Annotated in this window: 29 protein-coding genes and 2 tRNA genes; 12 read left to right on the top strand and 19 right to left on the bottom strand. The window is 54.1% G+C overall.

What is annotated here, in order from left to right; translation table 11 throughout:
- Positions 1 to 217: 217 nt before the first annotated feature.
- From ROA7450_RS21440 to ROA7450_RS15750, 3 genes are read left to right on the top strand one after another with little or no spacing between them, the layout of a single operon-like run.
- Complete coding sequence (locus tag ROA7450_RS21440) at positions 218 to 523, top strand: DUF3489 domain-containing protein (RefSeq protein ID WP_085806899.1); 306 nt, start codon at positions 218 to 220, stop codon at positions 521 to 523.
- Positions 520 to 975 (top strand): DUF2924 domain-containing protein, encoded by a 456-nt coding sequence (locus ROA7450_RS15755; protein WP_085806898.1) that lies wholly within the window; start codon positions 520 to 522, stop codon positions 973 to 975. Before ROA7450_RS21440 ends, ROA7450_RS15755 begins: the two co-directional genes overlap by 4 nt.
- Positions 972 to 2657, top strand: coding sequence for a recombinase family protein (locus ROA7450_RS15750; RefSeq protein ID WP_085806897.1), 1686 nt, complete (start codon positions 972 to 974; stop codon positions 2655 to 2657). The genes ROA7450_RS15755 and ROA7450_RS15750 overlap by 4 nt, the downstream gene beginning before the upstream one ends.
- A gap of 186 nt (positions 2658 to 2843) precedes the next feature.
- On the opposite strand, the gene ROA7450_RS21010 is transcribed toward ROA7450_RS15750, so the two are convergent.
- Positions 2844 to 2927: transfer RNA gene (locus ROA7450_RS21010), tRNA-Tyr, on the bottom strand.
- A 128-nt stretch (positions 2928 to 3055) separates the two neighbouring features.
- Here ROA7450_RS21010 and rlmB point away from each other — a divergent pair.
- Positions 3056 to 3835: a 23S rRNA (guanosine(2251)-2'-O)-methyltransferase RlmB gene (gene rlmB, locus ROA7450_RS15745; RefSeq protein WP_085806896.1), complete on the top strand. Its 780-nt coding sequence runs from the start codon at positions 3056 to 3058 to the stop codon at positions 3833 to 3835.
- A 3-nt stretch (positions 3836 to 3838) separates the two neighbouring features.
- On the opposite strand, the gene ROA7450_RS15740 is transcribed toward rlmB, so the two are convergent.
- From ROA7450_RS15740 to ROA7450_RS15730, 3 genes are read right to left on the bottom strand one after another with little or no spacing between them, the layout of a single operon-like run.
- Positions 3839 to 4333, bottom strand: a complete 495-nt coding sequence (locus ROA7450_RS15740; protein ID WP_085806895.1) for a SixA phosphatase family protein — start codon at positions 4331 to 4333, stop codon at positions 3839 to 3841.
- Positions 4330 to 4983 (bottom strand): ferredoxin, encoded by a 654-nt coding sequence (locus tag ROA7450_RS15735; RefSeq protein ID WP_085806894.1) that lies wholly within the window; start codon positions 4981 to 4983, stop codon positions 4330 to 4332. Before ROA7450_RS15735 ends, ROA7450_RS15740 begins: the two co-directional genes overlap by 4 nt.
- Positions 4959 to 5753, bottom strand: a complete 795-nt coding sequence (locus ROA7450_RS15730) for a sterol desaturase family protein (RefSeq protein ID WP_085806893.1) — start codon at positions 5751 to 5753, stop codon at positions 4959 to 4961. The genes ROA7450_RS15735 and ROA7450_RS15730 overlap by 25 nt, the downstream gene beginning before the upstream one ends.
- Positions 5754 to 6229: 476 nt before the next feature.
- Here ROA7450_RS15730 and ROA7450_RS15725 point away from each other — a divergent pair, with 476 nt between their 5' ends.
- A complete protein-coding gene (locus ROA7450_RS15725) occupies positions 6230 to 7135 on the top strand; it encodes a LysR substrate-binding domain-containing protein (protein WP_085806892.1) in 906 nt (301 codons plus the stop codon).
- 36 nt (positions 7136 to 7171) lie between these two features.
- On the opposite strand, the gene argB is transcribed toward ROA7450_RS15725, so the two are convergent.
- The 6 genes from argB to yidC form a co-directional block, all read right to left on the bottom strand.
- Complete coding sequence (gene argB, locus ROA7450_RS15720; protein WP_085806891.1) at positions 7172 to 8035, bottom strand: acetylglutamate kinase; 864 nt, start codon at positions 8033 to 8035, stop codon at positions 7172 to 7174.
- Between the two features lie 121 nt (positions 8036 to 8156).
- On the bottom strand, positions 8157 to 9566 hold the full coding sequence (locus ROA7450_RS15715; protein ID WP_234999557.1) for a PepSY-associated TM helix domain-containing protein: 1410 nt from the start codon (positions 9564 to 9566) through the stop codon (positions 8157 to 8159).
- Between the two features lie 68 nt (positions 9567 to 9634).
- Positions 9635 to 10000, bottom strand: a complete 366-nt coding sequence (locus ROA7450_RS15710) for a DUF2946 domain-containing protein (RefSeq protein WP_234999556.1) — start codon at positions 9998 to 10000, stop codon at positions 9635 to 9637.
- Positions 10001 to 10005: 5 nt separating this feature from the next.
- On the bottom strand, positions 10006 to 10656 hold the full coding sequence (gene yihA, locus ROA7450_RS15705; RefSeq protein ID WP_085806890.1) for a ribosome biogenesis GTP-binding protein YihA/YsxC: 651 nt from the start codon (positions 10654 to 10656) through the stop codon (positions 10006 to 10008).
- A complete protein-coding gene (locus tag ROA7450_RS15700; protein WP_085806889.1) occupies positions 10653 to 11399 on the bottom strand; it encodes an MOSC domain-containing protein in 747 nt (248 codons plus the stop codon). Before ROA7450_RS15700 ends, yihA begins: the two co-directional genes overlap by 4 nt.
- Complete coding sequence (gene yidC / locus ROA7450_RS15695) at positions 11399 to 13183, bottom strand: membrane protein insertase YidC (protein ID WP_085806888.1); 1785 nt, start codon at positions 13181 to 13183, stop codon at positions 11399 to 11401. Before yidC ends, ROA7450_RS15700 begins: the two co-directional genes overlap by 1 nt.
- A 188-nt stretch (positions 13184 to 13371) precedes the next feature.
- Between yidC and ROA7450_RS15690 the strand changes: the two genes are divergently transcribed.
- A complete protein-coding gene (locus tag ROA7450_RS15690) occupies positions 13372 to 13677 on the top strand; it encodes a hypothetical protein (RefSeq protein WP_085806887.1) in 306 nt (101 codons plus the stop codon).
- Between the two features lie 196 nt (positions 13678 to 13873).
- Complete coding sequence (locus ROA7450_RS15685) at positions 13874 to 14347, top strand: CoA-binding protein (RefSeq protein ID WP_085806886.1); 474 nt, start codon at positions 13874 to 13876, stop codon at positions 14345 to 14347.
- An 8-nt stretch (positions 14348 to 14355) separates the two neighbouring features.
- Here ROA7450_RS15685 and ROA7450_RS15680 read toward each other — a convergent pair whose 3' ends face one another.
- From ROA7450_RS15680 to hisF, 3 genes are read right to left on the bottom strand one after another with little or no spacing between them, the layout of a single operon-like run.
- Positions 14356 to 14649: a Dabb family protein gene (locus ROA7450_RS15680; protein WP_085806885.1), complete on the bottom strand. Its 294-nt coding sequence runs from the start codon at positions 14647 to 14649 to the stop codon at positions 14356 to 14358.
- Positions 14646 to 14966: a phosphoribosyl-ATP diphosphatase gene (locus ROA7450_RS15675; RefSeq protein ID WP_085806884.1), complete on the bottom strand. Its 321-nt coding sequence runs from the start codon at positions 14964 to 14966 to the stop codon at positions 14646 to 14648. Before ROA7450_RS15675 ends, ROA7450_RS15680 begins: the two co-directional genes overlap by 4 nt.
- Complete coding sequence (hisF, locus tag ROA7450_RS15670) at positions 14963 to 15727, bottom strand: imidazole glycerol phosphate synthase subunit HisF (protein ID WP_085806883.1); 765 nt, start codon at positions 15725 to 15727, stop codon at positions 14963 to 14965. The genes ROA7450_RS15675 and hisF overlap by 4 nt, the downstream gene beginning before the upstream one ends.
- Positions 15728 to 15826: 99 nt before the next feature.
- Here hisF and ROA7450_RS15665 point away from each other — a divergent pair, with 99 nt between their 5' ends.
- Entirely contained in the window at positions 15827 to 16279 is a 453-nt protein-coding gene (locus ROA7450_RS15665; RefSeq protein ID WP_085806882.1) for a DUF302 domain-containing protein, read from the top strand.
- Positions 16280 to 16447: 168 nt separating this feature from the next.
- Positions 16448 to 16741: a hypothetical protein gene (locus ROA7450_RS15660; RefSeq protein ID WP_143534490.1), complete on the top strand. Its 294-nt coding sequence runs from the start codon at positions 16448 to 16450 to the stop codon at positions 16739 to 16741.
- Between the two features lie 13 nt (positions 16742 to 16754).
- Here ROA7450_RS15660 and hisA read toward each other — a convergent pair whose 3' ends face one another.
- Positions 16755 to 17477, bottom strand: coding sequence for a 1-(5-phosphoribosyl)-5-[(5-phosphoribosylamino)methylideneamino]imidazole-4-carboxamide isomerase (gene hisA / locus ROA7450_RS15655; protein ID WP_085806880.1), 723 nt, complete (start codon positions 17475 to 17477; stop codon positions 16755 to 16757).
- Positions 17478 to 17605: 128 nt separating this feature from the next.
- Between hisA and ROA7450_RS15650 the strand changes: the two genes are divergently transcribed.
- The gene (locus ROA7450_RS15650; RefSeq protein WP_085806878.1) at positions 17606 to 18007 is read left to right on the top strand and encodes a DUF2147 domain-containing protein; all 402 of its coding nucleotides are present in this window, start codon (positions 17606 to 17608) and stop codon (positions 18005 to 18007) included.
- A gap of 65 nt (positions 18008 to 18072) precedes the next feature.
- On the opposite strand, the gene ROA7450_RS15645 is transcribed toward ROA7450_RS15650, so the two are convergent.
- Positions 18073 to 18609 (bottom strand): peroxiredoxin-like family protein, encoded by a 537-nt coding sequence (locus ROA7450_RS15645; RefSeq protein ID WP_085806877.1) that lies wholly within the window; start codon positions 18607 to 18609, stop codon positions 18073 to 18075.
- Positions 18610 to 18698: 89 nt separating this feature from the next.
- Here ROA7450_RS15645 and ROA7450_RS15640 point away from each other — a divergent pair, with 89 nt between their 5' ends.
- The gene (locus ROA7450_RS15640; RefSeq protein ID WP_085806876.1) at positions 18699 to 19439 is read left to right on the top strand and encodes an AraC family transcriptional regulator; all 741 of its coding nucleotides are present in this window, start codon (positions 18699 to 18701) and stop codon (positions 19437 to 19439) included.
- Here the strand turns inward: ROA7450_RS15640 and hisH are convergent, their stop codons facing one another.
- The 3 genes from hisH to ROA7450_RS15625 all read right to left on the bottom strand — a co-directional run bounded on the left by hisH (position 19440) and on the right by ROA7450_RS15625 (position 20833).
- Positions 19440 to 20072: an imidazole glycerol phosphate synthase subunit HisH gene (hisH, locus tag ROA7450_RS15635; protein WP_085806874.1), complete on the bottom strand. Its 633-nt coding sequence runs from the start codon at positions 20070 to 20072 to the stop codon at positions 19440 to 19442.
- Between the two features lie 5 nt (positions 20073 to 20077).
- Complete coding sequence (hisB, locus tag ROA7450_RS15630) at positions 20078 to 20665, bottom strand: imidazoleglycerol-phosphate dehydratase HisB (protein WP_085806873.1); 588 nt, start codon at positions 20663 to 20665, stop codon at positions 20078 to 20080.
- A gap of 93 nt (positions 20666 to 20758) precedes the next feature.
- Positions 20759 to 20833: transfer RNA gene (locus tag ROA7450_RS15625), tRNA-Gly, on the bottom strand.
- Positions 20834 to 21038: 205 nt separating this feature from the next.
- On the opposite strand from ROA7450_RS15625, the gene ROA7450_RS15620 reads away from it, so the two are divergent.
- Positions 21039 to 21386: a DUF1330 domain-containing protein gene (locus tag ROA7450_RS15620; RefSeq protein ID WP_085806871.1), complete on the top strand. Its 348-nt coding sequence runs from the start codon at positions 21039 to 21041 to the stop codon at positions 21384 to 21386.
- On the opposite strand, the gene ROA7450_RS15615 is transcribed toward ROA7450_RS15620, so the two are convergent.
- Positions 21383 to 22198, bottom strand: a complete 816-nt coding sequence (locus tag ROA7450_RS15615; protein WP_085806869.1) for a phosphodiesterase — start codon at positions 22196 to 22198, stop codon at positions 21383 to 21385. The two genes, ROA7450_RS15620 and ROA7450_RS15615, sit on opposite strands and share 4 nt — an antisense overlap.
- Positions 22199 to 22201: the final 3 nt, after the last annotated feature.

The raw sequence follows: 22201 nt of genomic DNA, 5'->3' as shown, positions 1-22201 counted from the left end.
TCTGCGGTCTGTAAGGAGGTCGGCTTTGGGGAGTATTCTACCACTTGTGAGCCAGGTCGCCAACATTGACTCATACCGGGCGCAGATTGTCGGGTCTGCTACCTTCCACTGGACTTCACAGCCATTGTGAGCGTCACTGGTGTCACCCAATACTCAAGTTTCCTGCCCGAATTTCCGGGCTTTGGCCGGTACAGGGCGCGCAAGCACTGTTGTTTAGATGGAGACCAGAATGCGAGATCAAAGCAGAGGTTTGGAAGAACCAGCGAATTGCCCACCAACGAGAATTAAGACGAGATTCAAACCACCAAAGCAGATTGGCAAAACCAAAACAGAGAACTTGCAAAATCTGTTGTCTCGTCCGACCGGGGTTACGATCGCACAGATTCAGAAATGCTTCAATTGGCAGCCACACTCGGTCCGTGCCGCGATCTCACGGTTGCGGCAGCCAGGAGTGACGATTGAACTGGACCGGCCCGACGAAGCGACGCGTTATCGTCTTCTGCCTGCCGAGGCATTGAAATGAGCCCGATCGTCGAAACGATTGAGTGCAGCCAACTGGAAAACGCGGACGCTGCCACGCTTCGGTGGCTTTGGGCAGAAATCAAAGGTTCTGATCCACCCAGGACGTTCACGGCACGCCTCATGCGGCTGGCCCTTGCCTGGGAAGCTCAATCTAACGCACAGGGTTGTGAGGCAGCCAGATCCCGACGAGATTGGAACCGGATCATCAGGCGCACGAGCGGTACCGGGGCCAACAAGCGTGTTGAAGCTGCACCGGGCCGATCGGTTTGCGACGGTACCCGCATCCTAAAGGACTGGGGCGGGACCACCCATGAGGTGCTGATAACAGCGAGAGGCGGTGCCATTTGGAACGGTCAGAGCTATTCTTCGCTCTCGGCCGTGGCGCGCGCAATGACAGGGACCAACAGGAACGGGCCCAAGTTCTTCGGGTTGCGCGAGGAGGTCAAATCATGATCCGCCAGCGCTGCGCAATATACACGCGCAAGTCGACCGAGGAGGGGCTGGAACAGGACTTCAACTCGCTCGACGCGCAGCGCGAAGCCTGTGCCGCCTATATTCTGAGTCAGAAACACGAAGGATGGTCGGAGCTTTCGGAGCACTACGACGATGGCGGGTTCTCGGGCGGCTCTATGGGCCGCCCAGGGCTCAGTCGGTTGCTAGACGATGTTCGAGGCGGTCGGATTGATGTCATCGTGGTCTACAAGGTTGATCGCCTGACACGGTCACTGGCTGACTTTGCCAAGATGGTCGATGTGTTTGACGGGGTAGGGGTGTCGTTCGTATCAGTTACGCAAGCGTTCAACACCACATCATCGATGGGCCGTCTGACGCTGAATGTGCTTCTGTCCTTTGCGCAGTTTGAGCGCGAGGTGACGGCCGAGCGTATTCGAGACAAAGTTGCAGCTTCAAAACGTAAGGGCATGTGGATGGGTGGGGCTGTGCCCCTAGGCTATGATGTCAGGGACAAGGCGCTGGTGGTGAACCAGAGGGAAGCTGCAGCGGTGCGGACGATCTTTTCAGATTATCTGGCCGCTGGATCGGTGCGACAATTGTCTGTGCGATTGAATGAATTGAGTGTTGTCAGCAAAAGTCGGACAGACCGGCATGGGCGCGTTACTGGTGGCAAGGCGCTTTCACGTGGTGCGCTCTACAACATCCTGCGCAATCCAATCTACGTCGGCAAGGTGCGGCACAAAGAAGATCTGCATGACGGTCTGCATGAGGCCATTGTCGACGATGCAACCTGGGCACAGGTACAGACACAGTTGGGCGACCATGGCGGCAAGAAGATCGTTGCCGCTCGGCAGCCCGCCAAGCGTCCACTGGATGGCTTGCTGTTCGATTCAAAAGGCCGGGTCATGCGCACGACCTACGCCAGCAAGTCCACCAGGCGGGAGGGGGTGACCTTGATGAAACGCTATTGGTATTACACCTCCAGCAAATCAGGCGCCGAAGATCGCAATGGCGTCGAGCGTTTGCCTGCAAAGGAGATCGAGCGACTTGTATTCAGCAGCCTCGAAGATTGCATGAGCAACAAGACTTGGCTGTCAGATCGGACAATAGGGGCCGGGGGAGAAGACGTCTCGATCTCCGACATCCTGCAGGCGGCGGAATCATGGTGCGCGGCGCTCGCCACGCGCGACAGCAATACTAAAGCCCAGAGCCTTGTCGGGTTGATCGACCGAATTGATGCACATAAGGATCGGTTGCGCATCCGGATAAATCTCCATGCTCTGTTGGGCCCGGATCAGCCCTGCGTTCCGATACCTGCTACATGCGACGTCCCGTTCAAAAAACGCCAGAACGGTCGTGCGAAACCGATTATCATCAAACCGGAGGATGCCCCTCAAGCGGATCGCACCCTCATCGCACTTGTAGCAGATGCCAGACGTTGGGCGCGCGAACTTCTGGATGGAAAAGCATCCTCCATTCAGCAGATCACGGAGCGGGAAAGGTTACGAAGCGGATCTGTCAGCCGGATCCTGCCGCTCGCCTGGCTTGCACCCGACATTTCGACGGCGATTCTCGAAGGCCGTCAACCAGCTAATCTCAGCGCAAAAGCCTTGCGCGATCTTCCTGAATTACCGCTGGACTGGGTTATGCAGCGAGAGATACTTGGGTTCCCGCATCGCTGAGTCCCATGTGGCTGGCACAAGACCTCACACGCAGTTGCCCTGCTGAGACTTTCCCATAATTTGCTGTAAACTGACCCTGAACAGAGCCCAACTTTGAGGTCTCAGGCGCTCTTAAACCTCGCAACTAACGGAAAAATAAACACTATTGAATGCATGCCAGGTGTCGGCGGTTTTAGGAAGACTGAGTGGTGGGCGACCCTGGAATCGAACCAGGCGTGCGTCTCCGCGAGGGAGTTACAGTCCCCTGCCACACCTTGCGGCCTGTCGCCCACTGTCTGATGCACTGCATCTGACGTGAGGGCGTATTTAGAAGCGCCCAAGCCCCCCGTCAAGACGAAAATGCCTTGCACTGCACCCCACTTGTAAGCAATGTCGCGATCTGATGCGAAAGGTGAACAATGGCCACGAAAAAACCCCGCTGGGTGATTGATAAAGAGCAGGCAAAACGGGCAAGCGCGGCGGAAACCGTCTGGCTTTTTGGGCTGCATGCGGTGCGGGATGCTTTGCGAAACCCTGCGCGGGAGAAGCTGAGGCTGATTCTGACGCGAAATGCCACCGATAAGCTGGCGGAAGACGTGGCTTTTTCCGGGATCGAGCCAGAATTGGCCGATGCGCGCAAATTTTCAGCGCCACTGGATCCACAATCAGTGCACCAGGGGGCTGCGTTGGAAGTGAAGCCGCTCAATTGGGGCGGGTTGGCTGACTGCTGTCTTGGTGACGGTACGATGCCGCCGCGCGTTGTGATGCTGGATCGCGTGACGGATCCGCACAATGTGGGGGCGATTCTACGCTCTGCCGAGGTGCTGGGCGCCTGCGCTGTTGTAGCTCCGCGTCACCATTCAGCTCCGGAAACCGGGGCTTTGGCCAAGACAGCCAGCGGCGCGTTGGAACGACAGCCATACCTGCGGGTGCGTAATCTGGCGGATGCCATCGTTGAACTGCAGAACATGGGCTACATCGTTCTGGGTTTGGATGGCACAGCAGAGGACACTATCGAAACCGCTCTTGAAGGGCGACGTGATCGACCAGTGGCCTTGGTCATGGGAGCCGAGGGGCCGGGTCTGCGTCAGAAGACCAAGGAAACCTGCGACCAACTGGTCAAGATCAACTTTGCTGGTGAATTTGGGTCACTGAATGTTTCCAATGCGGCGGCGATTGCGCTCTATGCCTCTCGCTAAATCTTAACCCGTCAATTCGCGGGGGATTACAAAATCGACAACTTGCCCGGTGGCGGGGCGCAGCTCTGCCCACTCTGCGATATCAAAATCGATCACCGTTGCCGCACCCGTTGGATAGTCCGAAAATCGGGTATGTGACGGCGGGGTTAAAACAAGCTGCGCGGCGAACCAACTGATGCCGGGATTGTGGCCGATCATCAAAACCGCTGATCCAGTCGCGCGCTGAAGTGTACGCATCATCTGGTCGGCGCTTGCATGGTAGAGAGTGTCAACGAAAGCTGTATCCGCCATGACTTTCAGTCCGGCAAAAGTTTCACGTGTGCGTGCCGCGCTTGAGCAGAGCACCTGATCAGGCAGATAGGATTTCTGCCGTATCCAATCTCCCAAGGCCTTGGCTGAGGTGCGCCCTCGGCCATTTAATGCGCGGGCAAAATCATCCAGTAGGGCGTTGTCCCAACTGGACTTGGCATGGCGCATCAGGATCAGGCGTTTGGTCATGAGCGGTGAAAATACCTCATGTGAATGGCGGATTGCGCGGGGTTGCGATCAAAGGACTGGCTTACAGGGCAGGCGCGGCGTGCAATGCAGCCGTGGCTCATGCAGCTTTGTCCCGCTGGCGTATCCAGATAGGCATGGCAGGCGTCGATCTTATAGAAATGTTGATCGCTGAGCGCTCCAACAGGGCAGGCAGAAACACAAGGCTGCGTTTCACAGGTTTCGCAAGGTGACGCGGCTGGGGGTGCGGGAAGGTCGATTTCGTAGCTGAAATGCAACGCTCCACGGAACGAGATCATCATACCTGCCTCGTCATGCACGAGCATGCCGACAGGGCTTTGCCAAGCGCGGCCCGAGTCCATTGCCCAGCGTAGGAAAGGCTCGTAAGGAGGGCCGCCAAAGGGGAAGCGGGCCTTAGCCCCCAACGTATCAGCCATGTGGCCGATGATACGTTCAGACCAGCGGTTAAATGGGTCTTCTGCGCCATCGTTCAATTCCGGACTTAGCTTGAAAATCTCCCAAAACTCTTTGCCGGGTCCCAGCAGCAAGATTGTACTGCCGTCTTCATGCAACGCCCCCATGATCCCAAGACCATTGAGCTTGGCGGCGGCCTCAGCGGCGGCGTAAGTTACAGTTTTCGAAACGGTAGCCATAAGCTCCACCCCAGTTTGGACGGTCTGTCATCCTGCCAGCGCAGGCCAATCGTCATATCATCATGGCCTTTGCCCGGTTGTGCAATATATGTGCCAAAGATTTTGTCCCAGATCGACAGGGCAAAGCCGTAATTGCTATCGTGTTCCTCGCGCAGATCGGAATGATGAACACGGTGCATGTCAGGCGTGACCAGAAAACGGCGTAGGGCGGTATCAATCGGCAAGGGCAGGCGGATGTTGGCATGGTTGAACATTGCCGTGCCATTGAGGATGATTTCGAACAGAACAATGCCCAGTGCAGGTGGGCCCAGCAGATAAACCAGCCCGATTTTCAACAACATTGAAAAAGCGATCTCCACCGGGTGAAATCGGATTGCGGTGGTGACATCAATGTCGCGGTCAGCATGGTGGACACGGTGGAACCGCCACAAGATCGGGATTTTGTGCGTGAATAGGTGCTGAGCCCAAATGGCAAAGTCAAAGATCAGAACTGTCAGGATCACAGCAAGCCACAGCGGCATGTTGATAAGATTGAACAGACCAAAACCCTGCGCTTGCGTGTCAATTGCTGCACCCACGGCCAAAAGCGGCATCGCAATTGCCAACGCGCGCAAGAGCAAAGTGTCAATCACAACGATGGCCCAGTTGGTGAACCACCTTTGCGTGCGCGGCTGAAGGCGACGCCTGCGTGGCGCAGCGGATTCGATAAGGGCAAAGAGGGCAAACAACCCCAGAAAAACGCCCAATCTGATCAGTGCTTCGTGTTCCATTGCTCGCAACTTAAGTCACAAGGGAATTTGAGCAAGGAAGAACTTTGGATGATGTCTCAGGCAGCGAGCGTAAATTGCCTTGGTGGATTGCTTGGATCTTTTGGCTGTTAACCGCGAGCACTTAGATCGATTTCAAATGAGCTGTTCACTTGTTTTGTGTCCGCATAAACGACGTCGACAAACCCAACATCATCTATCAAATGGGGTGACGTTTCTGACAGTCGATACAAGTCTTGTTCGAGCTGTTTTTCGAGGCGAGTCTTCCACCGTAATGCGTGATGTTTTTTAAAAAAGTTCGAAATGGTTCGAAGTGAATTCGATTGAAGTTTAAAAGAAAACTTCGAGCAGGTGCGAAGAGTATTTTCCATTATATCAACCCATAATCAGTTTATAGGAGAAAAATACGATAAGAATATACTTGCTTTCAAACCAAGGTTTCTCATACATTGGATTAGAAAAACTGATCCAAAAGCAAGATGAAACTACCCCCACTCAATGCATTGCGTGCTTTTGAATCAGCGGCACGCCACAATGGCTTTATTGCTGCTGCGGATGAGCTTTTTGTCACGCGCGGTGCCGTTAGTCGGCATGTAAAACTGCTCGAAGAACATCTGGGTTTGAAGCTATTTCACCGCAATCATAAGGGAGTTGAATTAACCACTGCTGGCCATGACTTGTTGCCTGTATTGACAGAGTCCTTCCAAGCGATGGCCGAAAAATGTGGTCACATCTCAGCCTCCGCATTTGAATTGCGGATCATATGCCCGCCTGCTTTGTCGATCCGCTGGTTGTTTCCGCTGTTAGAGCGCTTTCGGGAACTTCATCCTGAGGTCCGCATCAAATTAACGACCGATTTTTATGGAGCGAAGGGTTTTGACACCTCAGAATACGACCTTGGAATATCGGTTGAGCATATGCCGGGGCGGTCGCCTAATATTGTGGTGCTGCCACTGTTTTCATCCTACCTGTCTCCGGCTTGTGCACCGAATCTGTTGAAGGGACAACAGTCACTTTCTAGCCCTCAGGATCTCAAGAATTTCACGCTCTTGCACGAAAACCCCAGACGCGAAGATTGGAAAACCTGGGCAAGGGAATTCAATGTCGAAGGCTTCGATCCCAGCCAAGGGGAGGCATTCCCAAATCTTGACATGGCAACCAAGGCCGCGGTCATGGGCGCGGGGATTGTTATGGCAGATATGGCCCTGTGCCGAGAGGAGCTTCAGTTGGGTACGCTCATTCTGCCGCTTGAACATATGAAGTGTGAAGAGCCGCATGGGCGGTATGCGCTCATTGGTTCAAGGGACAAGTGGGACGATCCAAATGTAACGAAATTCAAAGACTGGATTTCTGAGGTTTCTGCGGAAGGCGCGCCAGCCGCATAAGCTATGGCTGGCTTAGGCACTTTCGTCGAAATGCCCTCAACCTGCCCGGATCATTGAACCTGCGCCGTGGTCGGTGAAAAGTTCAAGCAAGGTCGCGTTGGGCGCGCGACCATCCAGGATAACAACCGCCCGCACGCCGCCGTCAATGGCCGCAAGCGCTGTTTCAGTCTTGGGGATCATGCCACCAGCAATGGTGCCATCGATAATCATACTTCGGATAGTTTGTGAGGTCAGTTCAGTCACCACATCGCCCTCGGCGTTGCGCACGCCGTCGATGTCGGTCAGCAGCAACAGCCGGTCAGCAGTCAGGGCGGCAGCAATAGCCCCAGCGGCTGTGTCTCCATTGATGTTATATGTCTCGCCATTTCGGCCAGCACCCAAGGGGGCGATCACCGGAATGGTGTCATCCTTGAATAGGGTTTGCAGAATGCTTGGATCAATCTCGGACGGGGTGCCCACCAGCCCAAGTGCCGGATCGGTCGCGTCACATGTAATCAGATTGGCATCCTTGCCCGACAATCCGACAGCCTTGCCGCCTTGTTGATTGATCGCTTGAACAATTCGTTTATTGACACGGCCCGAGAGGACCATCTCAACCACTTCCATTGTGGCTTCGTCAGTCACGCGCTTGCCGTTTACGAATTCGGATGTGATCTCAAGCTTATCCAGCATCTGATTGATCATCGGTCCACCGCCATGCACGATAACCGGGTTAACGCCAACATGCTGCATTAAAACGATGTCACGTGCGAAGGTTTCCATCGCCTCGTCACTGCCCATGGCGTGACCTCCCAGTTTGATGACGACAATCGCATCATCGTACCGTTGCAGATAAGGCAGGGCTTCGCTCAGCGTGCGGGCGGTGGCAATCCAGTCGCGGTTCATGGCTTGTTTTCTCATTCGGCGTGTCCTCTTCCCTCCCTGTTACGAGGTTCAAGCCAAAAGGCCAAGGGGGAGTTGAGCCGGAATGAATGAGGCACGCAGAGCCACAAGACCCTGCGCGCCTAAACTTTGAAAGCGCTTAGCTGCAGGCGCGCTTAAGCGCAGGCAGATTGCTCAGAATTAGGACGTCAAACGCCAGAACCGTGAGAAGTGTCAGGCCCAACAGTGGGAAGGCGATAGACACCAAAATTGCAATCAAAGCAGCCCCCTTCCAAAACGGCATTTCCGCTGGTGCTGGCGGGGCGGCCAAACGGGTTGCCTTTGAAGGGCGGCGAATGACCCACATGACAACTCCAGAGATGCAGACAAAGATCACCGACAGGCAGAACACCACATTCAGCACGAAGTTCCACGTGCCCATCAGGCCCATGTGAAACGGCACGCCAAGCGCCATGAATTTCCCCATGGCGGAGTAATCCTCATATTTCACATCAGCCAGAATTTTGCCGGTGTATTGGTCAATGTGAATGGTGCGGTCAGTTGTGGGTTCGTTCGAATCGCTGCTCATGCTGTCGCGGTTCATCGTCCAGACACCCGTTTCTCCGTTGGGGTAGGCTATCCGGAAACGCCCCTCCATTCCCATTGACGCACCAAAGGCGACAAGTGTGTCTATGTTGACCGGTGCACCTTCTGCCAGGCCCGGAATGCCTGCATCTGATCCAGAGGCAGGCATAGGAGTCTGTTCCAGCGCCCAAGGCACATCATTCTGGTTGCCGTGATTCATGCTGGCATGGGTGTCATCAGACAAGGGCACATTGTCCCACTTTGCTGCTGGGAAGCTGCTCCAAGCTTGAACTAACTTGCCGCCCCAGACGCCAGTCCAAGAAAAGCCCGTAATTAAAAACAACACCAGAAGTGCCGAGATGTAGAACCCAACAACCGAATGCAAAGACTTCCATAAGGCGCGTCCTCGCGCTTTGAAGTTGGGGACAAGCATTGATGCTGCATTTCCGCGAGGCCACCAAAGATATAGGCCTGTTAATATCAGGATTAGGCCCAGACCGGCGGCGATTTCGATCATGCGATCCCCGGCTGTGCCCAGCAACAGATCAGAGTGAAGATTGTCCGCGAAGTCATACCAGCCAGCCCGGCGGTCCCAGGTCTGGATCACAGCGCCGGTGTAAGGATCAATGGCGACCATCTGCTGACCTGCATCAGTTTTAACCCGGAAGACCGTTGCCAGGTTCTCTGCCTTGGGTCCAATCCATTCGACGATGGCGCCGGGTACGGCCGCTGTCACAGCGTCCGCTTGTCGTGAAACGCTTAGCGCTTCACCTTGAACGGAAACAGCTATTTTCTCACCATCGCGACCATCGAATTGCGAGATGAACATCATCATCAGGCCCGTCACGGCGAGCATCAGAAAGAAGGGAATGACATAGAGGCCAGCATAAAAATGCCAACGCCAGACGGCGAAATAGAGTTTTTGAGGCAGGGCATTTGGGTTGGCTGCGGGGTCGCGCATGGCGACGTGGCTTTGATCGACCATTGATTTCTCCATAAGATAGATATGCCAACTGCTAGGCAGCTGGTCAGACAATTCAGAATGTTGATGTGTCAGGAGAAAGCGGGAGGGCCGCGGGCATCATACCGGGTATAGAATCCGGCGCTGCGATGCGTGAAATCCGATTGTGCCCAAGGCGTGGGCAGAGGTTTTTGCTTCAGCGTTACAATCTGCACGAACGCGGAAACATCCGAAGAGGCGATGCCGGTGAACGGGCACGGCATTAACTCGTCTTGCTGATCATGCTCAGGAGGGGTTGTGTCGCCAAAATCAATCCAGATCTCCTCTGGGCCGTCGGGGGTACACAGCACCAATTGCACCTTGCCATCTGTGTCCGCGCTGACCATCCAGCCCTGTGGGATGATGCTGACAACTGTCAGCGCCAGCAGGGTGATCAGGCTGATGAGACGAGCGTGCATCGGGTTCAGGCCAAGCCCGCGATGACTGCACGCAAAGTAGTTATGCCATCGCCTTTTTCTGAAGATGTTGAGATGAGCTCAGGGTAAGCTGCGGGATGCTTTGAAAGCTTTTCACGCACCTGCGCCAGCATCTTTTCGCGATCTTTCTCTTTGATCTTGTCTGCCTTGGTCAGCACCACTTGGAATGTGACTGCAGAACTGTCGAGCAGGGACATGATCTCTTCGTCAACTTTCTTGATGCCGTGGCGGGAATCGACAAGCACAAAGGCACGACGCAGGGTCTGGCGACCAGACAGGTAGGACTTTAGCAGACGCTGCCATTTTTCAACAACCGCAACCGGGGCTTCGGCATAGCCATAGCCGGGCAGGTCGACCATGTAACGGCTGCCGCCAAGTGTGAAATAGTTGATCTCTTGCGTCCGACCCGGAGTGTTCGACGCGCGCGCCAGACGTTTGCGACCGGTCAATGCGTTGATCAGAGTGGACTTTCCGACGTTCGAGCGTCCGGCAAAACAAACCTCAAGCCGGTCTGCCGGGGGCAGGCCGGACATGGCAACTACGCCTTTGAGGAAATCCACCTCACCGGCGAACAGCTTGCGACCTTCTTCGAGGGCAAGGGGCTCTGGCTCTTCTGCAAGAGGGAAGGGAAGTTTCATGAGAGCACCTCAACCGTGTCACCGGCGTGAATATCACCGCTTTTGGTTACTTCGGCATAGATGCCAAAATTTTGATGGCCAAAGGCCGCTTTCAAAGTACCCAGCGTATCGGCATCGCGTTCCCCGGTGTCTGGATTGGCGGTAGTAGCCAGACAGCGCTCAATAGGTTCCCGAACTTTCAACTCGACCTCACCTGCGCGGATCGTTTTGCCGATCCAGCCTAACTCTTCCCATGCCGCAAAACCGGTGAAATGCAGGTTACAGCGCCAGCGCAGGGCGGAAATATCCTGTCGCATTCTGGCGCTCATGTCGTCATTCGAAGCGAGGTTGATCAGGCTGATCGACGGATAGTCTGTGTCGGTCATGCCACGCCCTTCGACCCGCACAATGCTGGCAGACTGCGCTCGATTAACCGGCATCAAGGGTTTTACCCAGTCCAGAAACTGATCTGATTCAGTATCAGGGGCAAACGTCAGCGCAGGGCGATCCGGGTGCGCCAGTGTGACCGTTTCACTCGTCTCGTCTGCAACCGCATTGATAGCCATGATAGCGCCGACCTTGGAACCACGGGAATAGTCAGCACTGGGGGTCCACTCTGTGCCATCGGTTTTCGCGGCCTCATGTGCCACAGCCCAGCGGCGATCCCACGGCATAGTTTGGCCTACGCTCAGAGTTACATTATTCAGCGCTTCGCGCCCATGGCCTTTGATTGGGTGCCGCCAGATCGCCTGCACCTGTCCCATCAGTTGTCCTTTTCTTCAGCCCGTTTACGTTTGAAGCTGGAGGTGATGTTGCCAAAGACGTCGGGCTTGTAGCCCTGACTACGCATGATCAGATACTGCTGACAGAAGGTGATCACGTTGTTGGTGATCCAGTAGAGCACCAAGCCGCTGGCAAAGCTGCCCAGCATGAACATGAAGACCCAAGGCATCCAGGCAAAGATCATCTTTTGTGTCGGATCTGTTGGCGCCGGGTTCAGTTTTTGCTGCAGCCACATCGAAATACCCAACAAGAGCGGCATGATACCGATGAAGACCAACGCGAAAATCGATCCTGCTTCAGGTGCGGCCCACGGGAAAATACCCCATAGGTTATAGATCGAAGATGGATCAGGCATCGAAAGGTCTTTGATCCAGCCGATCCAAGGTGCCTGACGCAGTTCAAGCGTTACAAAGATCACTTTGTAGAGCGAGAAGAAGATTGGAATCTGCATCAGAATCGGCAAACAACCAGAGGCGGGGTTCACTTTTTCCTTCTTGTAGAGCTCCATCATCGACTTTTGCATCATTTGCCGGTCATCACCGGCCTTTTCCTTGATTTTCTCCATTTCTGGCTGAAGCTCTTTCATCTTCGCCATGGAGACATAGGACTTATAAGCCAGCGGCAATAGCAGCGCCTTAAGCAGTACCGTCAGTGCGATGATTGCCCAACCCATGTTGCCAATCAGGGCGTTCAACCAGTGCAGAACAGCAAAGATCGGCTTGGTCAGGAAGAAGAACCAGCCCCAATCGATGGAATCAACAAACTTTTCAACACCGTCTTCGTTCTGATACTCACGAATGGCTTCCCACTCTTTTGCACCAGCGAAAAGGCGCATTTCCTGTGAGAGCGTTTCGCCAGGACCAACCGATTTGGTGCTTTGTCGCGCTGTCGTCTGGAAGATATTGCGACGTGCATCGTGGAATGTACTGACGGTTGAACCCGCTTCGTCTGCTGGGATGAGTGTTGTCATCCAGTAGTGATCGGTGAAACCTGTCCAAGCGTGCTCTTCAACGCCAATAGTCTGGAAGTCATTTGAAGGCTCAAAATCGTCGTAATCGGTTTCGGTCAACTCGCCGTCGACCATTTGTATGGCGCCTTCGTGTAGGATGAAGAAGTTCTTCAGATCCTCTGGCTCGCCCTGACGGGCCAGAATGCCATAAGGGGCCATGCGCACAGCGCCGCCACTCGTGTTTTCCACGGTCTGGCGCACGGTGAACATGAACTTGTCGTCAATGCTTACTTCGCGTTGGAAGTTTAGGCCTGATCCATTATCCCAAGTCAAAGTCACCGGGGTTTCTGGAGTCAGCACATCATTGCCATCTACCGACCAGACAGTGTTGGGTCCAGGAACCTGATCTGCCGTCAAACCATCGCCCGGGGCCCATCCGAAAAGCGCATAATAGGGCTCATCAGTGCCAATGGGCGACAGCAGCTTTACGATTGGAGAATCCTCAGCCAGTGTTTCGCGATAATTGCGCAGCGATAGCTCGTCGATACGGCCACCCTTGAGGGAAATGCTTCCTTCAACACTTGGGGTGGTTATCGACAGACGTGGCGCATTGTCTTCTACAACTTTCTCGATTTCAGTAATCGCGACCTCTCCATCGGCGGATGGAGTGGTGGCAACGTCCTGCCCATCAACCTGCTCAACCGCCGTGGGCGCGTTTGGATCGGCCTCTGGTGGCGGGAAAAGTGTGAACCAAATCAGAATGACGCCAAAGCTGAGTGCACTGGCAAGGATTAGATTCTTGGTCTGATCGTCCATGTGACGGCCACCTATCTGTTGTCTGTCGTCTCAAGGCGTTCAACAGAGTGCGGGGCAAAAGGTCAAGTCAATTCGCGGTCGCAGGGGACATTGGAGGCGGGATTCATTGATCTGCCGTGCTTTACGGTGCAACGGGGCTTGTATCTGGCCGGTATCACGCTTTTATCAAGTGGCAAAGGAGAGGGCGATTGGCACAGAAAATTGCGACATGTTGTTACTGCGGAACTCGTGCCACCTTGGTGCTCGATAAATCCCTTCATGAGTTGAGCTGTGCCAACTGTGGGGCCCCTTTGCATGAATTCAAAGCGATCCCAATTCACAAACTGCAGCCGCGTGATCGAGCTTATGAGAAATCGAAAAGCCGCAAAAAGCCCGATTGCAAGCGCCGCTCATATGAGAAAAATCCTACTAAGCGTTATGCCAAAAAACGGAAAAGCCTTGGCCGCAAGGTATTGAGCGAACTGTGGGATGTGGCCGAAGACATCTTCGACTAATCGGCGGAATACCGAACATTTTGTTCACAGCTATATTACATCCCCTTTTTATTCCCAAAATCCATCCTATCTAATGTTCAGAAACACCGGTTTGGAACACCCGTGTTTCTCTTCACTGTCCCTCGTTCCGCGACTGGCGCCCAGATATTTTGTCTGGGCGCTTTTTTTATCGGATTGATCTGCTAAAGCTGCCCCTATGAGCGAAGAGTATTCAGACGCGCATTTGCGCAAGATCTTGCAACGTACCAAACGCGTTGCTGTTGTGGGTGTATCGATGAACCCGGTACGACCCAGCTATTATGTGGCGCGCTACCTCGCTTTGAAGGGATATGACGTGGTGCCGGTCAATCCGGGGCACGCGGGCACTATGTTGTTCGGATTCGAGGTCAAGGCCAGCCTGAGTGATATTGAGGGGCATGTTGACATGGTCGATATTTTCCGGCGTTCCGAACACGTGCCGCCAATTGTCGAAGAGGCGCTTGCCCAGTTTCCGAAGCTGCAAACGGTCTGGATGCAGATTGGGGTGGTGAATGAGCAAGCTGCTGAAATGGCCAAGGTGAGGGGTGTCGACGTGATCATGGATCGTTGCCCTAAGATCGAATATCAGCGCTTGTTTGGGGAGCTGCGAATGGGCGGGTTCAATACCGGGATTATTTCGTCAAAGCTGTAGGGAATGATTTAGATGTCGGCCTCAAAATCCGCGGCGATGCGTAACTCGCGCATGGGGCGCACGCGGGCAATGCAAGACGAGTAAATCGGATCAGCTTTATAAGCTTCTAGAGCGGCCTCATCTCCGAATTCGGCATAAACCACCAGATCGACCTGCGTTCCGTTGATCGCATCACTTTGCAGGTTGCGACCGACTTCAAAATGCTGGGCATGAGGGATGTCACGCAGCATCATCAAACCATCACGCACGGCTTCAACTTCATCTGCATTCTTCGCACTGAAAAAGACGATATGCCGGATCATTTTTGTGCCTCCGTTCTGGCTGCTTTTTCAGCAAGACCGCTGGTGCTTTGGCGGCGTGCCAGCTCGGCCATCACATCTGCAACCGATACGCCACGCGACTGCAGCATCACCAGCAGATGAAATAGCACATCTGCAGCTTCTGAGGTCAGCTTTTCGCAGTCCCCTTTGACGGCCTCGATGATCGCTTCAATGGCTTCTTCGCCAAATTTTTCGGCAACCTTCTCAGGGCCTTTTGCCAAAAGCTTGGCTGTCCAGCTATCCTCTGGGCTTGCGGTCGCTCGTTCTGTGATGATCTTTTCCAGCTCATCCAAGGTCATGCGCCTGTCCTCATCGGAATGCCCGCAGCCTGCATATGTGCCTTGGCCTCGGCAATGGTGTAGTCGCCAAAGTGAAAGATTGATGCGGCCAAAACGGCTGACGCACCGCCCTTGGTCACGCCTTCGACCAGGTGATCCAGATTGCCAACACCGCCCGATGCAATCACCGGAATGTTGACCGCATCCGCAATGGCACGGGTCAGCGGCAAGTTAAATCCTGCACGTGTGCCGTCACGGTCCATCGAGGTGAGCAGGATTTCACCCGCACCCTTGCCTTCAACCAAACGAGCGAATTCGACGGCATCAATGCCGGTGGACTTGCGACCGCCATGGGTGAAAATCTCCCACTTTCCAGGAGAAACGGTTTTCGCATCAATCGCGACCACAATGCACTGACTGCCAAACTGATCAGCCGCTTGGGCCACAACATCGGGGTTGGCGACAGCCGCCGAGTTAAAGCTGACCTTGTCGGCCCCGGCCAATAATAATGCCCGGACGTCTTCGGATGTTCGTACACCGCCGCCAACGGTCAGGGGAATATAGCACTGCTCAGCGGTACGACGGACCACGTCAAACATTGTGCCGCGGTTTTCATGAGTCGCATGAATGTCCAGGAAACACAGCTCATCGGCACCTGCCGCATCATAGGCACGGGCCGATTCCACCGGGTCGCCTGCATCAATCAGGTCGACAAAATTCACGCCCTTCACCACACGGCCATCGGCCACGTCCAGACAGGGAATGATGCGGGTCTTAAGCATATTTTCGTGATCCGTAACGTTTCGTGCGGTTATCTATGCGCAAAATGCGTTACATGCCAGAGGTGAGATGTCGCAAGGATTCAATTTAAGGAGAATGTGATGACCAAATTGGGATTAATGGCAGCGGGTCTTTTGGCGATCCCGGCAATCGTGAGCGCGGGTGATGTTCAACGGGTGCAATCAGCCTCGGATGTGGCCGGAACAATGGACGCGCTGGAAGCGGCCGTCACCGGGGCCGGTGCCACGGTATTCGCTCGGGTTGATCATGCCGGTGGGGCGCAGAAAGTCGGGCAGGAGCTGGCACCTTCGGAGCTGCTGATCTTCGGTAATCCCAAGCTCGGTACGCCCGCGATGCAAGATGATCCGTTGGCCGGATTGTACTTACCGCTCAAAGTGTTGGTCTATCAGGATGCCGAAGGTCAGGTCTGGCTGAACTATGAAGACCCGGGTAAAATGCTGGGTCGTTTAGACGGTATCTCGGGTGAGGGTGAATATATCAAGAAAATGACCGGAGCCTTGGCCAAATTGACGGCCAAAGCTGCAGGTGAATAGGAGATTTTTCTATCTGTGGGATAGGATGCCTAAATGTGATATAATTCTCTGCATATTTAATTTCTATTGGAGAGAATTATGTTACCGAATTTCGGAGAATTGACCCGAGTTTGCACGACTGCAGTTTGCTTCGCGGGTATTGCAACAACGAGCTGGGCTGCAGATTTCATGACAGAAAAAGAGATGCTTGCGACACTGCCCGGAAGCACAGTTCACGGTATTTCAAACCAAGATAACAAAACCGGATGGGTGCAAGCCTATAGCAAGGGGCGCAAGAAAGGCAAAATCGCTGGGCTTTTCGGTAGCGATGAATATGAATCTGATTGGCGTGTGATTGATGGACAATGGTGCGAAGACTGGGGAGAAGGGTTTCACTGTTGGAATTTTGAGCGTGTCGGCGCAAACAAGTTGCGTGTCCATCAAGGAGGCAAACCCCTAAAGAACCTATGGACCATTAAGTAACAATAATCGTGACCTAGGACGCTAAGGTTTTTAGAGCCTCTTGCAGATCAATCGCACCATCATAGAGCGCGCGACCAGAGATTGCGCCGTTCAAAGGCGCGCCGCAGGTTTTCAGAGCTTTCAGATCGGCAATAGATGACACGCCACCAGATGCAATGACCGGAATGGAAACAGCATTGCCTAGGGCAGCAGTTGCTTCAACATTTGGTCCTTGCATAGCGCCATCACGGTTAATGTCAGTGTAAATGATTGCGGCGACTCCGGCATCCTCGAATGACCGTGCAAGATCAGTGACCATCACATCGGTTTCTTCGGCCCAGCCTTTGGTCGCAACACGGCCATTGCGCGCGTCGATGCCAACCGCAACTTGACCGGGGAAGGCGCGGGCGGCTTCGCGTACCAGATCTGGATTTTCGACGGCGACTGTTCCCAGAATAACCCGTGCCAGGCCTTTTGAGAGCCAGCGTTCAATTGTGGCCATGTCGCGAATGCCGCCGCCCAGTTGGGCAGGTACTTTGGTGCGTTCCAAAATGGCCTCAACCGGGGCAGCATTGACTGGCTCACCTGCGAAAGCGCCGTTCAGGTCAACAAGGTGTAGCCATTCACAACCTGCTTCGACAAATTCCATCGCCTGTGCGGCTGGGTCATCGTTGAAAACGGTGGCTTGCTCCATTTCGCCCTTATAAAGGCGCACGGCCTGACCGTCTTTGAGATCGATAGCGGGATAGAGGATCATGGCGCAGGCTCCGATTGGCAGTGATAAGCGCCATTTCGCACGTAGCGCAGGGATTCGCAACGCGACCCAACGTCAGACTTGATCGAATACCGACACCCAAGCAAGGTGCCGCAAAAGGGAGTATAGTTATGAAGAAGATTGCAATTGCCGCGAGTATGATGGTGATGAGCGCGGGCAGCGCTTTTGCGGCTGATCCGGCTGTTGGGCTTTGGAAAACTCAACCTGGTGACACGGGCGGCTATCTGCATGTTGAGATCTCGGAATGCGGAAGCAATATTTGCGGAACGATCAAGGAAGCGATCAGTGCCGATGGTTCGAAAGGCAGCCAAAACGGGTATGAGCATCTTGGCAAACGTATGCTGTGGGACATGAAGTCAAAGGGCAACGGTGCCTATGCTGGTGGTAAAGTGTGGGCGGCGGATCGTGATAAAACCTATAAGTCCAAAATGCATCTGAACGGCAATAAACTGACAGTCAAAGGGTGCGTTGGGCCGATCTGCCGCGGGCAGGATTGGACACGCCTGAAGTAAATCAATTTGCTTTGTCAAGTGTACTTGCAGCGGGCTTTAGGCCCGCTGTTTTCGTTTTGGGTATCTCAGACCGCGCCAGTGTATTCGCCACGTGCGGGATAGTTGTTGGCGATGGCAAAGTCCAATGCACCAACAAGTTCGGAAAAATGCGGACGCACAAATGGCATAGTTTGCACCGAACCGTAGTAGAGTGTTTGGTCGGGCGTCACCATGAACAAGCCCGGTTCAGAAAACAGGGCGGGCTCTTCGATCCCAATCGATGTTTTGCCGCGAGAGGTTGAAATATACAGCCCCCATTCACGAGCTTTTTCCAGCGAGAGATCGTAACCGAAGCGCAATGACTTGGCGCCGATTTTGTCGGCCATCGCACGGGCTCGCTCTTCCCCGTCCGAGCTGACGGCGATTGTTGTAACACCACGCTCGTCAAAATCCGCAACGCGCTTTTCCATCTCGGTCAGATATGTGGCGCACAGCGGGCAGTGCAAACCGCGGTAAAAGCAGATGACGGTGCCGCGTTCGTTATTCTCAGAAACGAGATCGAAGGGGCCATGATCTAGGGTAGGGATAGCAAGTTCAGGTGTTTTTTGGCGTGGAATAAGCATGTGGGATCTTTCTTTTCACTGGATTTGCTTTTTAGTAAATCAGATAATATGGTCGATTAATCCCGAATTAGGCGACATAAATTCCGATAATGCCAGAATATGATCGACTGACAACGCTACTGCAACGTTTCAAACTTAACGTGACGCCCGTGCAGGCAGGCCATGCTGGTCTTGTCATTGCCTTAGATGGGGAGGGCGCGCCTAAGAGCCTTTTGTTCTCACCAATTGGAGGGATTGCCACAAATGACAAACGGATCGCTTTTGCCGCGATTCTGGATTGGGACAAAGGGGGAAATCCGTTGTTTCAATCTTTGCCCGATTTGGTGGACTGTACTATAGCACAGGAGCCAAACGCGCAGGCCCTGGCAAGATTGATTTGCCATGAGGCGGCGGCAGATCGATGCGGATCGGCTTCGGTCCTAAATCGGCTGTGCGAGGTTTTGGTGGTACGCATTCTGCGTCACCTGATGTTGCAAGGGCATGCGGAGACGGGGCTTTTGGCTGGGCTTTCTGACCCACGTTTGAGCCGTGCAATTGTCTCAATGCATGACCTGCCTGATCGGCTTTGGACAGCGGACGATCTGGCCTATGTCGCTGGCTTGTCGCTCAGCCGATTCAGCGAACTGTTTGTCGAGGTCGTAGGGGAGACGCCAATGGCCTATCTGCGGCGCTGGCGGCTGATTTTGGCGCGACAGGATCTGATCAGCGGTGATCGGGTGTCCGCCGTGGCGCACCGCTATGGCTATGGCTCGACTGAGGGGTTCAGCCGAGCCTTTCGCAGACATTATGGCAAAACCCCAATTCAGATGCGGAGAGAGGTCGCCGCCTGATCAGGGTGCCCAGCGCAGGAAGTTGGCAATCAAACGCAAGCCGGTGGCCTGGCTTTTTTCAGGGTGAAATTGCATGCCGACCATGTTGTCACGGCCAATCACCGCCGTCACGGGACTGCCGTATTCCACATAGGCAAGACGTTGAGCAGGATCTGCCACCTGAAACTGATATGAGTGCACAAAATAGGCGTGATCGCCGCTCTTGATGCCTTCAAAAACCGGGTGTTCCTGTTCGATCACCAGATCATTCCAGCCCATATGCGGTACTTTCAGCCCTTTGCCAGAAATCGCATCGACGGTGCCACCAACCCAGTCAAAGCCGGGTGTTTCGGTGTATTCCATCCCTCGGCTGGCCATCATTTGCATGCCGATGCAAATACCCAGGAAGGGATTAGCGTCTTTGATAACAACCTCTTCGATTGCCTCAAAAAGCCCGCTGTGATCAAACAGGGCCTTACGGCAGGCTGGAAAGGCGCCATCGCCGGGAAGAACAACACGGTCGGCCTTGCGAACGACATCCGGATCGGACGTGACCACAACGTCACCACTACCTGTTTCCTGCGCCATGCGCTGAAAGGCCTTCTCGGCGGAATGCAGGTTTCCACTCTCATAGTCGACAATAACGGTGCTCATGGCAGTTACAGCGCGCCTTTGGTGGAAGGAATCGCGTCCGCCTTGCGCGGATCGGTTTCCAGCGCATCGCGTAGGGCGCGTGCGACGGCTTTGAACGCAGCCTCTGCAATATGGTGGCTGTTGAATCCATGGATTTGATCGACGTGCAAGGTCAGGCCGCCGTGGGTACTAATGGCCTGAAAAAACTCGCGAACCAGTTCGGTATCAAACGTGCCGATCTTGGCGGTTGGAAGGTCAACATTCCACACGAGGAACGGGCGGCCGGAAATATCCAGCGCGGCGCGGACCAAAGCATCATCCATAGGCAGCAAGCATGACGCATAGCGATTGATGCCCTTCTTGTCGCCAACCGCTTGTGAAAGCGCCTGACCGAGAGCAATACCCACATCCTCGACCGAGTGGTGATCGTCGATGTGTAGATCACCACTGCAGCGCACAGTCATGTCGATCAATGAATGGCGCGCCAGTTGATCCAGCATGTGATCAAAGAAACCGATCCCGGTTTCGTTGCTGTAATTGCCAGTGCCATCGAGATTGATTTCGACAGAAATATCAGTCTCGTTGGTCTTGCGTGTGATCGTGGCGCTGCGCATGGCTGTCCTCGGTTTGGTCGTTTCACGGCGTGGTATAACCGCGCGGCCCGTCCGGGCCAAGAGGAGATGCGAAGTCAGGTGATAGAGAAAATTTGGAGCGGGCGATGAGATTCGAACTCACGACATCAACCTTGGCAAGGTTGCGCTCTACCCCTGAGCTACGCCCGCGTCCTTGGGTGAGGCGTGATGTAGTTTTATTGGCGATAAGCTGCAAGAGGAAATTTCATCTTTTTTGTGATTTTTTTTGATTCCGAAATTGTGAAATGCGCAATCGTGGGCAATCTTTCGGCCGAATTGTGCTATAATACACATATTCGTTTTGGTTTTTATGCCCTTTTTATTTTGAACAAGCCCATTTTAGGAGGCAATTCCTATGACCGTATATGTGATTGCAGATGTAAAAGTGACAGATGGTTCATGGATCTCAGAATACGCCAAGCACGTGCATGACATCGCGGCTCGGCACGGCGGCAAGTATTTGTCACGAAGTGAAAATATCCATACGATTGCAGGGAAACCGCTTGATACAAGCGTCATTGCGCTGATGTCTTTTCCGACGATGGCGGCGGTTGAGGCGTTCGCGAATGATCCCGAATATGCGCCTTATGCCAAGGCACGTACAGAAGGGAGCATCAGCAATCTACACGTGATTGACGACACTGATGCGGCGGGCAGCATTCCATATCTGCCCACCAATAAACCCGCCAAGGAGCACGCCTAGGCGTGCTCCGATCCATGTGTGTCGACATTAAGATCGCCGGTCAGGGCGTAGTCCTCGGTGTGAATGATTGGCCCCTCTGGATGGAGCAGAATCAGGCCGTAAGCGCCAGGCTCGTCGACACTGCTGTGTACATCAGCGGGGCCCAAGCACATGGGCATCTGGTGGCATGGGCTTTTGAACATGCTGACGGGGATGCCATCCACTTGGCCTGAAATTGTGCGGTGGATGTGGCCGGAAATGACCTGAACCGACTGGGGGTGCTTTCTCAGCCGAGAAATCAGATCAAGCCGATTGCGCAGGGCAATCGAGTCCATCCCATCAAACCCGGTCAGCATTGGCGGATGGTGTGTGAAGACAATCACCTTGCGATCAGACGCTTCTGATAGGGCCTGATCCAGCCAAGCAAGCCTATGTTCACACAAGAACCCGCTGTGCAAATCCTCTGCGGGCTCGTCCAGAGTATCCATCAGAATCAGGCAATAGCCATCCATGTCGATGGCCTGTTGCACGAACCCTTCTGCGGTGCGCGGTTCATCGGGAAAGACGTTGTGGAACCCCTTCCGGCTGTCGTGATTGCCTAGCATCAGAGAAACGGGAATAGGGCAATCCCCCAACGCTACCTTGAGGCGCTCAAATTGGGTTGTGCGCCCATAGTGCGTCAGGTCACCGGTCAAAATGATCCGGGCCGCATCAGGATGATGGGCAACCGCATGCATTAGACCTTGTTGAAAGCGCTCCATCGGGTCCAACCCGATGATTGTCTCACCGGGGTCTTTGAGATGGAGGTCGGTGAAGATCAGCAGTTTTTTCATACC

The sequence above is a fragment of the Roseovarius albus genome, from assembly GCF_900172335.1.
Taxonomy (GTDB): domain Bacteria; phylum Pseudomonadota; class Alphaproteobacteria; order Rhodobacterales; family Rhodobacteraceae; genus Roseovarius; species Roseovarius albus.
The sequence above is the reverse complement of the archived record's forward strand: the minus strand, read 5'-3'. Positions and strand labels throughout refer to the sequence as shown.

Coding starts and splice junctions, on each gene's coding strand:
- ROA7450_RS15700 (WP_085806889.1), bottom strand. CDS start 11,399: ATGGGACAGGTGCAGGCGATCTGGCGGCACCCAATCAAAGGCCATGGG.
- ROA7450_RS15640 (WP_085806876.1), top strand. CDS start 18,699: ATGCCAGAATATGATCGACTGACAACGCTACTGCAACGTTTCAAACTT.
- ROA7450_RS15755 (WP_085806898.1), top strand. CDS start 520: ATGAGCCCGATCGTCGAAACGATTGAGTGCAGCCAACTGGAAAACGCG.
- ROA7450_RS15650 (WP_085806878.1), top strand. CDS start 17,606: ATGAAGAAGATTGCAATTGCCGCGAGTATGATGGTGATGAGCGCGGGC.
- argB (WP_085806891.1), bottom strand. CDS start 8,035: ATGAGAAAACAAGCCATGAACCGCGACTGGATTGCCACCGCCCGCACG.
- ROA7450_RS15730 (WP_085806893.1), bottom strand. CDS start 5,753: ATGGAACACGAAGCACTGATCAGATTGGGCGTTTTTCTGGGGTTGTTT.
- ROA7450_RS15615 (WP_085806869.1), bottom strand. CDS start 22,198: ATGAAAAAACTGCTGATCTTCACCGACCTCCATCTCAAAGACCCCGGT.
- hisF (WP_085806883.1), bottom strand. CDS start 15,727: ATGCTTAAGACCCGCATCATTCCCTGTCTGGACGTGGCCGATGGCCGT.
- ROA7450_RS15740 (WP_085806895.1), bottom strand. CDS start 4,333: ATGACCAAACGCCTGATCCTGATGCGCCATGCCAAGTCCAGTTGGGAC.
- ROA7450_RS15725 (WP_085806892.1), top strand. CDS start 6,230: ATGAAACTACCCCCACTCAATGCATTGCGTGCTTTTGAATCAGCGGCA.
- rlmB (WP_085806896.1), top strand. CDS start 3,056: ATGGCCACGAAAAAACCCCGCTGGGTGATTGATAAAGAGCAGGCAAAA.
- ROA7450_RS15660 (WP_143534490.1), top strand. CDS start 16,448: ATGACAGAAAAAGAGATGCTTGCGACACTGCCCGGAAGCACAGTTCAC.
- ROA7450_RS15710 (WP_234999556.1), bottom strand. CDS start 10,000: ATGCACGCTCGTCTCATCAGCCTGATCACCCTGCTGGCGCTGACAGTT.
- ROA7450_RS15665 (WP_085806882.1), top strand. CDS start 15,827: ATGACCAAATTGGGATTAATGGCAGCGGGTCTTTTGGCGATCCCGGCA.
- yihA (WP_085806890.1), bottom strand. CDS start 10,656: ATGAAACTTCCCTTCCCTCTTGCAGAAGAGCCAGAGCCCCTTGCCCTC.
- ROA7450_RS21440 (WP_085806899.1), top strand. CDS start 218: ATGGAGACCAGAATGCGAGATCAAAGCAGAGGTTTGGAAGAACCAGCG.
- ROA7450_RS15715 (WP_234999557.1), bottom strand. CDS start 9,566: ATGGTCGATCAAAGCCACGTCGCCATGCGCGACCCCGCAGCCAACCCA.
- ROA7450_RS15645 (WP_085806877.1), bottom strand. CDS start 18,609: ATGCTTATTCCACGCCAAAAAACACCTGAACTTGCTATCCCTACCCTA.
- hisH (WP_085806874.1), bottom strand. CDS start 20,072: ATGAGCACCGTTATTGTCGACTATGAGAGTGGAAACCTGCATTCCGCC.
- hisB (WP_085806873.1), bottom strand. CDS start 20,665: ATGCGCAGCGCCACGATCACACGCAAGACCAACGAGACTGATATTTCT.
- ROA7450_RS15750 (WP_085806897.1), top strand. CDS start 972: ATGATCCGCCAGCGCTGCGCAATATACACGCGCAAGTCGACCGAGGAG.
- yidC (WP_085806888.1), bottom strand. CDS start 13,183: ATGGACGATCAGACCAAGAATCTAATCCTTGCCAGTGCACTCAGCTTT.
- ROA7450_RS15680 (WP_085806885.1), bottom strand. CDS start 14,649: ATGATCCGGCATATCGTCTTTTTCAGTGCGAAGAATGCAGATGAAGTT.
- ROA7450_RS15735 (WP_085806894.1), bottom strand. CDS start 4,983: ATGGCTACCGTTTCGAAAACTGTAACTTACGCCGCCGCTGAGGCCGCC.
- ROA7450_RS15685 (WP_085806886.1), top strand. CDS start 13,874: ATGAGCGAAGAGTATTCAGACGCGCATTTGCGCAAGATCTTGCAACGT.
- ROA7450_RS15675 (WP_085806884.1), bottom strand. CDS start 14,966: ATGACCTTGGATGAGCTGGAAAAGATCATCACAGAACGAGCGACCGCA.
- hisA (WP_085806880.1), bottom strand. CDS start 17,477: ATGATCCTCTATCCCGCTATCGATCTCAAAGACGGTCAGGCCGTGCGC.
- ROA7450_RS15620 (WP_085806871.1), top strand. CDS start 21,039: ATGACCGTATATGTGATTGCAGATGTAAAAGTGACAGATGGTTCATGG.